Raw genomic sequence first — 12,373 nt, forward strand, 5'->3', positions numbered from 1 at the left:
CCGATGTCAGAATTACACTTCTTTTGGCAAAATGAATTATGGCACAAGCTTTGATTAAATGCTAACGGATGAAACAAACATCCCAAACAATTAATAGAATTTAGAACATTAAATAAATATTGAAATGGGTAAAATAATTGGAATTGACTTAGGAACTACTAACTCTTGTGTTTCTGTAATGGAAGGTAACGAGCCTGTTGTTATTCCTAATAGCGAAGGTAAAAGAACAACACCATCAATTGTTGCTTTTATAGAAAACGGTGAAAGAAAAGTTGGAGATCCTGCAAAACGTCAGGCTATTACCAATCCTACTAAAACGATTTCTTCTATCAAGAGATTCATGGGAGAAGGATTCGATAAAGTGACGAAAGAAATTAGTCGCGTTCCTTATAAAGTAATCAAAGGTGATAACAACACACCTCGTGTTCTTATCGACGATCGTAAATATTCTGCACAAGAAATCTCAGCTATGGTTCTTCAAAAAATGAAGAAAACTGCTGAAGACTATTTAGGACAAGAAGTAACTGAAGCAGTAATTACTGTTCCTGCTTATTTCAACGATGCACAACGTCAGGCTACAAAAGAGGCTGGAGAAATTGCTGGTCTTGTAGTAAAACGTATTATTAACGAGCCAACAGCAGCAGCATTGGCATATGGTCTTGATAAAAAAGATCAGGATATGAAAATTGCTGTTTTTGACCTTGGTGGTGGTACTTTCGATATTTCTGTTCTTGAATTAGGTGACGGTGTATTCGAAGTAAAATCAACTAACGGTGATACTCACCTTGGTGGTGATGATTTCGATCAGGTGATTATTGACTGGTTGGCTGAAGCATTTATTGCTGACGAGAATATTGACTTACGTAAAGATCCAATGGCTCTTCAGCGTTTGAAAGAAGCTGCTGAAAAAGCTAAAGTTGAGCTTTCTAGTTCTACTAGTACTGAAATCAACTTGCCATATATTATGCCAGTAGATGGTATTCCTAAGCACCTTGTTAAAACATTATCTCGTGCACAGTTCGAAAATTTGTCTGACAAATTGATTCAAGCTGTTCTTGCGCCATGTAAATTGGCTCTTAAAGATGCTGGTATTTCAACTTCAGAAATTGACGAAGTAATTTTAGTTGGTGGATCAACTCGTATTCCTGCTATTCAGAAACTTGTTGAAGATTTCTTCAAAAAAGTTCCTTCAAAAGGAGTTAATCCTGATGAGGTTGTTGCAGTTGGTGCAGCAATTCAAGGTGGTGTTCTTTCTGGTGATGTTACTGATGTACTTCTTTTAGATGTTACTCCTCTTTCTTTAGGTATTGAAACAATGGGAAGTGTAATGACACGTTTAATTGAGTCGAACACAACTATTCCTACTAAGAAAACTGAAACTTTTACAACTGCTGCTGATAATCAGCCTTCTGTAGAAATTCATATTCTTCAAGGTGAGCGTCCAATGGCGAATGGTAACAAAACAATTGGTCGTTTCCATTTAGACAGCATTCCACCAGCACCTCGTGGAGTTCCTCAAGTTGAAGTAACTTTTGATATTGACGCGAATGGTATTCTTCATGTTTCTGCAAAAGACAAAGGAACAGGAAAAGAGCAAAGTATTCGTATCGAAGCTTCATCGGGATTATCTGATGCAGAAATCGAAAGAATGAGACAGGAAGCAAAAGAAAACGAGACTGCTGATAATGAAGCTAAAGAAAAAGTTGATGCTTTGAATAAAGCTGACAGTATGATTTTCCAGACTGAAAAGCAATTGAAAGAAATCGGCGATAAACTTCCTGCTGACAAAAAGCAACCTATCGAAGATGCTTTAGCCAAATTGAAAGCAGCTCACGCAGCTCAGGATGTTGATGCATGTAATACATCAGTTGAAGAGTTGAACACTGTATTTCAGGCAGCTTCTCAAGAGATGTATGATGCTCAGGCAAAAGATCCTAAAGCCGGACAAGATGGTGAAGAAGCTCATGCTGATGCAAAACAAAATGACGAAGTTACTGATGTAGACTTCGAAGAAGTTAAGTAAAGCACTATCACAAACGATAGATAAAAACAACTAAACCCCAGTAAAGCAACACTTTACTGGGGTTTTCTTTTTTATTCAAATGTAAAAATTAATGGTTTTCTATTGATTTTTGCACTACATTTGTACCATATTAGTACCGCGCGCTATTAGGTGATTATGTGCGCGTTAAAAGGTCTTATCACACCTTAATTAAAATGACGTGACAAATAAGTGAAAATCTATGGCGAAAAGTAATCTGAAAATACCCAAGCTTTGTGAGCAATGCAGAAAGCCTTTCGAAGCCAAAACTGTAGCCACTCGCTTTTGTAGTCCTTACTGTGCAAATAAATCAGGAAAAGAGAAAAAAAAACAAGCAAAGAAAGCAGAACAAAAACAAACATTACTGGAAAAGTCTATTGATAAAATTGCAGATATTCAAACCCGTCCTTATATTTCTATTACAGAAGCGACTATTCTTTTTGGGATATCAAAAGATACAATTCGTCGCCTTATTATTGCCGGTAAAATTCCAGCTTTTAACCTAGGGCAGCGATTAACTAGGATTAGTCGTTTGCATATGGAAGCTATGTTTACCGCTGTAGATTTGCCAGAAGAGCCCAAAGAAGAACCAGTAAGAATGCACTATGAAACAAACGAATGTTATAAGATTGGTGAAATATCCGAAAAATTTGGAATATCTCCTTCTACAGTAAACAACACAATTCGTCGGTACGGCATCCCAAGACGACAAGTTGGAAAGTTTGTGTATGTGCCGAAGGAGCAAATTGACAAATTATTTTCAACAAACTAAGCTAACATCCCATGAAACAACTTTCAAAAACAAAAGTAACCGTTAGGCTTCGTAAAATAGAAGACCGAAAAGAATGGTCTATTTATTTGGAAAGTTACCCGGTATTTGTTCCAGGCAAAACTACTCCTCAACGCATTAGGGAATATCTGAACAGAAGTGTAACCACTATTGAATTGAATAAGAACCGGACTGCCCGCACCAATCCAAATGGTAAGAAAACTTACAAACCCAAACGTAATGATAATGGCATAATTATATGCCGGAGTGAAATTGATAGTGAAAGTATGTTATACGCAGATGGTATTCGGAAGCTTCGCCAACGTGAATATGATCATGCAGATTTGTACAATAATACAGAAAATGCTCAAGTTGAACGAAAGGAACGGTTACAACATAATTTCATTGAATATTTTGAAAAAGTAACTTTTAAACGCCACACTAATAGCTCGAAATCTATTCAATTTAATTGGCAACGTTCAAATGAATTATTAAAGCAGTTTGCAGGAGATACACTTTTATTTTCTCAATTAGATGTTGCAATAGCTGAAGATTTTAAGCTTTTCCTTCTATCAGCACCTAAGGGAGGTAATAAAAGCGGTATTATTTCTCAAAATACCGCTGCAACCTATTATTCAATTTTTAAAGCGGCCCTCAAACAAGCCTTTATTGATGGATATCTAGAAGGTGATTTATCTGCTAAAATTAAAGGAATTCAGGAGAAAGAGTCACGTCGTGAATATTTGACAATTGACGAATTGAATACGCTTGTAGCTACACCTTGCGAGAGTGATGTTCTTAAAAGAGCGGCACTTTTCTCTGCCCTCACAGGATTGAGACATGTCGATATTCAGAATCTTAAATGGAGTGAAATTAAAATAAACGGTAATCAGGCAAGAATTCATTTTACTCAACAAAAAACAAAAGGTGTTGAGTATATGCCCATTTCGGAACAAGCTTTGCAGCTTTGTGGAGAACCTGATCAGCCCGAGCAATTAGTATTTGAAGATTTGGCCAATCCTTCTTGGATTTCCCGACCACTTAAACACTGGATTAAGACAGCAAGAATTAAAAAGGAAATTACTTTTCATTGCTTTCGCCATACATTTGCTACCTTGCAAATATCAAATGGCACTGATATTTATACAGTTAGCAAGATGCTTGGACATACAAATGTGAAAACCACACAAATTTATGCCAAAGTGATAGACGAGAAGAAAAATAAAGCAGCACAAACCATAAAATTGGATAATATAAAATACACGGACTTATAAGCAGTTATTAAAACTATTACAAACAAAGACCCATTTAAATAAAACAAAAGATGCATCCCAAACATTTTGAATATATCATAATCTATTTGTCTGTTCTGTTAGCGTGTATATTGTTGGGTACTGTTGCAAGAATGTTTGTAATTAATATTGGAATAGATGAGTTCACCGCTGGAATTGTATTTTGCGTAGTTACTTTATTTGGTGTACTAATTTACGCCATTCTTGCGTTTTTAATTGATGGCCTTTTTTCTTCAATTGTCCGGACATTTTTTCGAAAAAAGAAGCACTCAAGCCTGTCTAATAAAAAATCTAATATTTCAGAAAAGTTTGAAGAGATTAGAACCGTGCAGCAACTGTTGAAAGATAAAAATGAGCAGGATAAAAAAGATATTGCCATTAAGTACATTCAAAATGAGTTTGCTGCTTATTGCTCAGAACAAGACTTGGATTTGCTTTGTCAATATGTAATATTTTATGCAGAAACGAAATCTCTACAGAGCATAAAACCCATAATTACTAATGGTTTATCGAATCTTGATTTTTATCATTTTGGATGGAATATCTGGAAACATTTTAGAGTGAGCAAACAAGAAGATGTTTCTTTTTTTCTCAAAAGCGTATTTGCGAATTACCTGAAAGATGTTGAAACCGATACCATAAAAAGCCACTTAAAAGATGATGAACTGAAAGGCATCATTAAAATTCGAAAAAGCATTTCAGAACAATAACGACAAATAATAATCATTATTTCCTGTGTTTTTATTGTGTTTTTTCCAGTGTAGTAAAACACAGCAGAAACACATCATTTATTTACACCATAACCATTAAAAACGATAGTTATGAATGTAAATGAGATTTCTTTTGAAAATTTACCAAAAGCAGTTGCTCATTTGGTAAATGAAGTGGAAAAGCTGAAACTTCTTGTTGAAAAAGGTCAAGCACCTACTTTACCTCAAAAACGTATCCCAATAGGCATTGAAGAGGCCTGTCGAGTCATTGGAAAAGCCAAACCTACGATTTATGCACTTGTCCAAAAACGCATGCTCCCCTGTTACAAAAATGGCAAGAAGCTCTATTTTTTTGAAGATGAACTACTAAATTGGATCACCAGCGGCAAAAAGAAAACTTTGAAAGAGATTGAAAACGAGGCAGAAATAGAATTCAAAAAACGTTCTAAAGGTATCCGAAGATGAATTTATTTGAATTATTGGCCAATTTTTGGCGAGTAGATGAACAAAAGAATTTTACCGGAAATGAAACCCGTTTGTATTTTTTTCTAATTCATTTAGCAAATCGCTCGTTTTGGGCAGAGTGGATTGAATTTGCAGACAAACGTATGGTGGCCAATGCCAATATATCCCTACAAGTATTGAAATCTGCCAGAGAAAGACTGAAAGAAGCTGAACTGTTAAACTATATTCCTGGGGGCGGTTATAGGGTTAAAACTAAGTATCAGATTCTGACACCTAAACCCAAACTTAAACACTCACCTTACTATATTAATACTAAAAACAAAAACTTAAAGATGAATTCAAATGGAAAGAAAAAAGGATTTGTCCATACAGGAAGTGATTTTGATTAGACAAAATGCTATTAAAGCATTGCAAAATGATGCTAAAGAAATTATTATTGTTGAAAAGAATAAGATTCGGCAACGGCGTTTTCTTTTGCCATTCAAGTATTCCGAATTTAGAAGCTTGTTTATCATGTTCGGTACTGCTTGTTTACACAAACGACACCAGAACAAAAACTTTGTTATCGATGAAAACAATGAACCTGTTATACAGCAACTTCACTATTACTCAACCAATAATTCCGCTTTTACGGGCAATTTGACCAAAGGGATATTATTGCAAGGCAAATATGGATGTGGAAAAACCATACTCCTTGAAACCTACTCATTGCTTCATAACCATATTGTAACAAAATTTGATCTGAATCATCCTCTGCTTTTGTTTATCAAAGCTGTGGAATTGCAAGAGAAAATCCAAAAGCTATCGGCGAATAATTTTGTACGCCGTCCAATGATTATAGATGAGTTTGGACGTGAATCAAAAACAATTCAGGATTATGGAAATGTTATTCGCCCAATATCTGAATTACTGAGTTTGAGAAGCGATATGGGAGCTCTTACACATGCAACTTCAAATTTTACTCTGAATACACTTTCAACTGATGAATTTTATGGTAAAATGATTGGCGACCGTCTGAAAATGATGTTCAACTTCATCACTTTGGAAGGTGAAAGCAGGAGAACTTAGAACTTCAGGCGTGTAAATTTCTAGGGGAGCAAGTTTGTGTTTTGGTCTGACCAAAACCTTGCTCTACGAGACATAAATATCCCGCCGGTCTCAATTAGCTAATAAATATGAAAACAATAAAAAACAGAAATACAAATGGCCGACCAGTCAAAAGACCTTCGGAAAAGAAGGGGTATAAAGTAACTGTTAAAATGGCTACGGAAGAATTTTATACCCTGAAAGCCAAAGCTAGTTTTGCAGGAATTAACCGTAGTGAATTTATTCGTCGGTGTATTCGCTCCAGTTTGGTAAAACAGCGACTTACGCCCGAACTAATGGGGTATATTCGTCAGCTTTGCGGTATGGCAAACAATGTAAATCAGATTGCTCGCACTGCCAATACTTCCGGATATTCAGATGTACACAATAGATGCCTTGTTATGAATGAACAATTAGATCAATTAATTATACGCATTGAAAATGATTGCTAAAATAGTTCAGGGAAGGGGATTTCGGGGAGCAGTGAACTATGTTCTGGATAAAAAAGATGCTCGCTTACTTTATGGGGAAGGAGTACGATTAAAAGATAAAACATCAATCATTCAAAGTTTTATTACCCAAAGTAAAATGAGACCAAAAATTTCAAAACCAGTGGCACACATCTCGCTTGATTTTTCAGCACAAGACAAAAGCCGAATAACGGATCAATTCATGATTGATGTTGCTAATAAATACCTGGGAAAAATGGGGTATGAAAATACACAATACATTATTGTTCGTCACTTTGACACTGAGCATCCCCACCTACACCTCATAATTAATCGTATTGATAACAATGGAAACAGAATCTCCGATAAAAAAGAAAAGTTACGGAACACAAAAGTTTGCCTAGAACTGACAAAAAGTTACGGTTTATATATTGCTTCGGGGAAGGAAAATGTAAAAGAACATCGGCTAAGAGAACCCGATAAAACCAAATATGAAATTTACCAGACACTTCAATCAGCTATTCCTAAATGCGTGAATTGGCAAGAGCTTAAAGCTGCACTTCAAAAATCGGGTATTACCATTGAATTACGAAAAAATGGGAATACTGACAAAATTCAAGGAGTTCGCTTTGGCAAAAACGAATATGAACTCAACGGTTCTAAAGTTGACCGCGCATTTAGCTATTCCAAAATTACTTACCGCCTGCAACAAAATGAATTGTCCACGAAGATTCAATCAGAACCAGGCCTTAAGAACAAGCTGAGTATTACAAGAGGACATGCTTCTATAAGAGGTTTGCTCAATTCACTGAATTCATCGACCTCCAACAATCAAGATTATGCAGAACATTTAAAACAGAAAGCACGAAAGAAAAAGAAAAAAGGTTTGAGACGATAATTAAAGCATTAAAAATAAAACAAATCCCTATAAACTGAGACAAATTCTATCTTTTATCATAAAATAAAATAATAAGATGAATAACGATAATTTTATTACTGCCCTATTTGAAGAAATCAAAAGTCAGATTTCTGTTATCGCGAAAGAATTAGAAAAAGATGACACCCCTCGAACCCAAGCAGAGCTTTCTGCTAAAAAAGAAGAAAAATCTAAGACAATTACTACAGAGGAACTTTTAAGCTTGATACAAAAAGCTATAATTTATTCTACTAAAAAAGAATTTCAACAAGCTATTCCCCTAATCCAAAACTCCAAAAAAGAGCTTTTGGAGGGCATTAATGATTTACATATTGATTTGAAGAATTTAAAGTGTTACCCTAACAAGAATAAAAAAAACACCGAAATAAACAATTTTAAACTTTGGAAAATCGGCTCGATAATCGTTTTCATGTTGCTACTATTTTGTGTTATCGTATTAAAAGTAGAGAATTATAGGCTTTCAGACAGCGATTTAAAATTCAGATACATTCACTCAAATCGTGGTGTAAATTCAACTGACTTACAAAATATCGAAACGATATTTCATATCAGCAGAAACAAGGAATTAATAAAAAGCATGCGCAAAGATGTAGAAGAATATGAATTAAAAGCTAAAGAGGAATTGGTATCTAAGGAAACTAGTCGCAATCCCGAACAATAAGTTCTTCAGGAATAGAATTAACATTAATAATGCATTTAGTTTAAAGTTAATCCCAAATCGCAAACAAAGAAGTTCAATTTAATCCAAACAAGCCTGCGGTTACAAAAGACTTCGGCATAAACGCTACAAATCAATATTCAAGAGTTTCTTGAAAAAGCTTTCCTTTTTGCAATGAATATACCTTTCTCATTCTTCGAAAAGCAAATTCATTGCAAATAAGCGGTAAAAACACTTGAACATTAATTTGCCTCCAACTCTCCTACTCCATTTATTCCGATTCCTTTTGTAATTTGAATGAAATTAAGTTTGGGGTGTTTAAGATTTGGGAATTAATAAATTATTTCATCCAACTGGATAATTGAAAAAATACAGTTCATAATCATTCCAAAAAAATGCCATTATTTATGGTTTTCATTAGACACTCTTCTTAATATTTTATTTAATAAAGAAGTATCATATTATAATTCTAAATTTGTATTCAAGATAAAATAGAAAAACTTATACAAAAACAAAATAACCTCGAATGGGAAGATTCTGAGATAAAGGTTGCCAAAAGTGAACTATCTAAATCAGTTTGAGAAACGGTACCTGCTTTTAGAATAAAAGTAGTGGATAAGTTGTTTTGGGCATTAAGGAAAAAGTAAAATGAGAATACCAGAATTGATTGCAAAGGGCGAAAGCAAGATTTTAGAGTTTTTTGCATTGAAAGATTCAGCAGAAGCATTTGTACTTCGATTTTCGAAGTAGTTTAAAATACCTTGATAATGATCATGGATAGTATTTTTAATACTTGTGAAGGCCTTGAATCCAGCCTCTTCAACCTTTCTAAACCAATGAGCTAATTTTGTGTAAGCAATACCTTTTTCTTTGGTTTGTGTGAATATTAACCTCAGGTTATGTGTTAACATGTATGCTTCTTATATATCAGGATATTGAGCAAATAAAATTTCTGCACGTTTTTTCTGACTTCTCGTCCAATTGTTTGCAGATTTAAAAAGTAAATACCTACTTCTTGCTAAAAGTTGCTTTTTAGAATCCCCATTATCAAATACGACTGACTGATATTTTTCTTCCCTGTAATTTGCTTTTCTTATTGCTTTAGATTCCTCATTTAAAGCATCCCAACGATGAGCTATTCGCATTTCCTGTAAACCGTCATAAGCTAATTTCTGGACATGAAAACGATCAATAACCCTGCTTGCTTTGGGAAAGCTTCTTTGTGCGATTTTATTCATGCTTCCTGCCATATCCAGAGTTACTTCTTCGACAAAACCTCTAATACTCCCAGAAATCTTCTTTAAGATTGATATAATATCTTCAGATCGAGTACCTTGAATCATGGCAACTAGTGCTCCTTTTCGACCTTTAGCTACTTTATTGGTAATTATTGTATAAAGCTCTCCATTAGTTAAGGCTGATTCATCAATACTTAGGTTAGGACCAATATTTTCAGGAAAAATCATCCACTTGTGAGCATGAGATTTCTGATCCCACTGATTAAAATCACTTAAGTGTTCCTTGTATTGCTCGGAAAATTGATTCCCATCGATATGGTAATGCTTTTTAAGGCTTTTACTGCTGATCGGGTATTTGTCCAAATAATTCTTTTAAAAAAGAAGCGAACCCTTTTGTATATCGAGCTCCCTTTGCAATTAAATCCCAATCTCTACTTACAATCTGACCCGTAGAACATATGAGCCACTTTCTTTTGCGAACATGCAAATAAACCATTCGTTCTCGAATAGGGTAATCTTGAATCACCACTGCTGACTGAAAGCCTTTTGAAGTTAGCTTTTCAGATGAAAATTCTTCTGGGAATTGATGTAATTCATCTAGATGAACATCCAATCGCTTTTCATCGATAATAACTTGAGTGATCTCAAATCTCTTCTGGTAAAATAGCTTGAAGTAAGAGTTTGTAGTGACCTTTTGTTGAATCCATAGTCTAAATTTAAGACAACAAAAATAAATTATTCCTTTTGCTCCACCAACTTTTCGAATTGATCCCTTAAACTTGTATTCTTAAATTTTAATTCTAATTTTAGCTTGAAAAACAAGCCTAAATGACCCTAAAAAACCCTCAAGAACAAATGCTAATACCTAAGGATACTGGCTTTTACGAAATGCTATACAGGGATTACTATGAGATTTTGGTTCGTTTTGCAGAAGGTATTTTGTTTGATGAGGAAGAGGCTCGAGATATTGTTCAAGAAGTATTTCTTGATCTTTGGAATAAGGATAAAAACATATTGATTAACAGTAGCATAAAGACCTATCTGTATTCCTGTGTCAAGTATAAAACCTTTAATCGAATTAAAAAACTCAAGCTTATAGATAAACACCAAGATCAGGTCAAAGAAGCGATCTTGTATGCTATGGACTATTCATCTTTACCAGAGGATGAGTTGAAAGAAAAGTTCCATAGCATTTTTGAAGAATTTTCTCCGCAGATGCGTAAAGTTGTTGAACTTCATTCTTTCAGTGGCTTGAAATACAAAGAAATTGCAGAAGAACTTAATATTTCCGCAAATACAGTAAAAACTTATATGAAACGTGCATACAAACGCCTAAAAATGGAGTTGTCTAAAGAGATGTTAACTTCTGTATTGGTTTGGCATGCTCTAAATAAATTTCTCTAGGCATCAGTTATTTTAAAAAATAATTTACTTTCCTGTCACCCTATTTTTGCCTATAGTTTACTAATAGGTAAATGAAGATAAAAAAACACATCGAAATCAATTGGAGAATCTTCCGTAAAGCGGTAGATCAAAAGCTTAACGAATCAGATCAGTTTGAGTTTGATGCGTGGTTGGTAGATGCCATTGAAAATCAAAATTATTTTGTGAAGGCAAAAAAATTCCATGAAAAACAAAAACACGCTGGTACTCCAGAAGCTATAGATCATTTACCTGCTTTTAATGCTTTTGTGAAACAAACAAAAGTAAAATCTCATTTTAGAATGAGACAATTGCAAGTAGCAGCTACCATTGCTCTCGTGCTGACCACTTCAATTATTGGATATTTTGTTTTAAATCCTGTCCCTGATTTTCATAGTCTTGCAAAGACTGCACCTATAAAAGCTAAAGCTGGTCAAGTTGAACTTCAACTTTCTACGGGTGAAAAGGTATTTATAAAAAAGGAAGGTGAAAGATTGATCAACGAAAGTCAAGTTAATATTAAAAAAGAGGAAAATACTGTTGATTACTTAGCATTTAATCAGGAGAAGAAAAAACATGAGGGTTACAATACCATAAATGTACCTCGAGGTACAAACTTCAAAGTAATTTTATCGGATAGTACAGTGGTGTGGTTAAATGCTGAATCGAGTATTACTTACCCTGTACAATTTACTACTAATGTTCGTAAAGTAAAAATTTCTGGCGAAGCTCATTTTAAAGTGGCACATAATAAGGAAAAACCATTTATTGTTGAAACAGGTCTTACTAAAATTCAAGTTCTGGGTACAGTGTTTAATGTTAAAGCTTATAAATCGCAAGATGAAATATTTACCACTCTAGTTGAAGGAAAAGTTCTTATTGATAATGGTCTTGGAGATCATGTAGTGATAAAACCCAATGAGCAAGCGATTTCAGGAACATCACCTAAGTTAAGAGTGAAAATAATAGATGTGGATCAAGAAATTGCTTGGCGTAAGGGTATGTTCAATTTCGAAGATGAAAAGTTAAGTGATATTCTTGATGAATTAAGTCATTGGTACGATTTGAAGATCTTTTATGAATCATCTGATTTAAAAAAGGTTCAATTTACGGGAGGATTAGAGCGTTACGAAAATCTAAATCAATTACTTGAACTTTTTGAGCTAACCAAGTCGGTTAAGTTCTTAGTTAAGGAGGATGCTATTCTTGTTAAAAAGTATGAGTAACTATTATATATAAATCCTAGGGATGTATTATGAAAAATAAGATAGGGGAAATGCTCTAACATTCCCCCTGTTTAAGTTAC

At 34.3% G+C, this 12,373-nt stretch carries 13 protein-coding genes and 1 pseudogene; 12 read left to right on the forward strand and 2 right to left on the reverse strand.

Going from position 1 to position 12,373, the window contains the following annotated elements; translation table 11 throughout:
• Nucleotides 1-124 precede the first annotated feature (124 nt).
• From dnaK to ALGA_RS04580, 10 genes are all read left to right on the forward strand, one after another.
• Nucleotides 125-2,023: a molecular chaperone DnaK gene (dnaK, locus tag ALGA_RS04535; protein WP_096428205.1), complete on the forward strand. Its 1,899-nt coding sequence runs from the start codon at nucleotides 125-127 to the stop codon at nucleotides 2,021-2,023.
• Between the two features lie 220 nt (nucleotides 2,024-2,243).
• Complete coding sequence (locus ALGA_RS04540) at nucleotides 2,244-2,813, forward strand: helix-turn-helix domain-containing protein (RefSeq protein ID WP_096428206.1); 570 nt, start codon at nucleotides 2,244-2,246, stop codon at nucleotides 2,811-2,813.
• Nucleotides 2,814-2,824: 11 nt separating this feature from the next.
• Nucleotides 2,825-4,084 carry a site-specific integrase gene (locus ALGA_RS04545; protein ID WP_096428207.1) on the forward strand — a complete coding sequence of 420 codons (1,260 nt, stop codon included), beginning with the start codon at nucleotides 2,825-2,827 and terminating at the stop codon, nucleotides 4,082-4,084.
• A gap of 50 nt (nucleotides 4,085-4,134) precedes the next feature.
• On the forward strand, nucleotides 4,135-4,812 hold the full coding sequence (locus ALGA_RS04550) for a mobilization protein (protein WP_096428208.1): 678 nt from the start codon (nucleotides 4,135-4,137) through the stop codon (nucleotides 4,810-4,812).
• A 111-nt stretch (nucleotides 4,813-4,923) separates the two neighbouring features.
• Nucleotides 4,924-5,277, forward strand: coding sequence for a helix-turn-helix domain-containing protein (locus ALGA_RS04555; RefSeq protein ID WP_096428209.1), 354 nt, complete (start codon nucleotides 4,924-4,926; stop codon nucleotides 5,275-5,277).
• On the forward strand, nucleotides 5,274-5,666 hold the full coding sequence (locus ALGA_RS04560) for a hypothetical protein (protein WP_096428210.1): 393 nt from the start codon (nucleotides 5,274-5,276) through the stop codon (nucleotides 5,664-5,666). Before ALGA_RS04555 ends, ALGA_RS04560 begins: the two co-directional genes overlap by 4 nt.
• On the forward strand, nucleotides 5,620-6,345 hold the full coding sequence (locus ALGA_RS04565) for a hypothetical protein (RefSeq protein WP_096428211.1): 726 nt from the start codon (nucleotides 5,620-5,622) through the stop codon (nucleotides 6,343-6,345). Before ALGA_RS04560 ends, ALGA_RS04565 begins: the two co-directional genes overlap by 47 nt.
• A 107-nt stretch (nucleotides 6,346-6,452) precedes the next feature.
• Entirely contained in the window at nucleotides 6,453-6,815 is a 363-nt protein-coding gene (locus ALGA_RS04570; protein WP_096428212.1) for a plasmid mobilization protein, read from the forward strand.
• Nucleotides 6,805-7,710: a relaxase/mobilization nuclease domain-containing protein gene (locus ALGA_RS04575; protein ID WP_096428213.1), complete on the forward strand. Its 906-nt coding sequence runs from the start codon at nucleotides 6,805-6,807 to the stop codon at nucleotides 7,708-7,710. The genes ALGA_RS04570 and ALGA_RS04575 overlap by 11 nt, the downstream gene beginning before the upstream one ends.
• Nucleotides 7,711-7,786: 76 nt before the next feature.
• Nucleotides 7,787-8,410: a hypothetical protein gene (locus ALGA_RS04580; RefSeq protein WP_096428214.1), complete on the forward strand. Its 624-nt coding sequence runs from the start codon at nucleotides 7,787-7,789 to the stop codon at nucleotides 8,408-8,410.
• A 629-nt stretch (nucleotides 8,411-9,039) separates the two neighbouring features.
• On the opposite strand, the pseudogene ALGA_RS23335 reads toward ALGA_RS04580, so the two are convergent.
• Nucleotides 9,040-10,008: pseudogene (locus tag ALGA_RS23335) on the reverse strand (ISAon1 family transposase).
• On the reverse strand, nucleotides 9,983-10,411 hold the full coding sequence (locus ALGA_RS23730) for an ISAon1 family transposase N-terminal region protein (protein ID WP_449405338.1): 429 nt from the start codon (nucleotides 10,409-10,411) through the stop codon (nucleotides 9,983-9,985). The pseudogene ALGA_RS23335 and the gene ALGA_RS23730 overlap by 26 nt, the downstream one beginning before the upstream one ends.
• A 62-nt stretch (nucleotides 10,412-10,473) precedes the next feature.
• Between ALGA_RS23730 and ALGA_RS04600 the strand changes: the two genes are divergently transcribed.
• The gene (locus ALGA_RS04600) at nucleotides 10,474-11,049 is read left to right on the forward strand and encodes an RNA polymerase sigma-70 factor (RefSeq protein WP_096428217.1); all 576 of its coding nucleotides are present in this window, start codon (nucleotides 10,474-10,476) and stop codon (nucleotides 11,047-11,049) included.
• 71 nt (nucleotides 11,050-11,120) lie between these two features.
• A complete protein-coding gene (locus ALGA_RS04605) occupies nucleotides 11,121-12,293 on the forward strand; it encodes a FecR family protein (protein ID WP_096428218.1) in 1,173 nt (390 codons plus the stop codon).
• The last annotated feature ends 80 nt before the right edge of the window (nucleotides 12,294-12,373 follow it).

It is taken from the genome of Labilibaculum antarcticum (genome assembly GCF_002356295.1).
Taxonomy (GTDB): Bacteria; Bacteroidota; Bacteroidia; order Bacteroidales; family Marinifilaceae; genus Labilibaculum; species Labilibaculum antarcticum.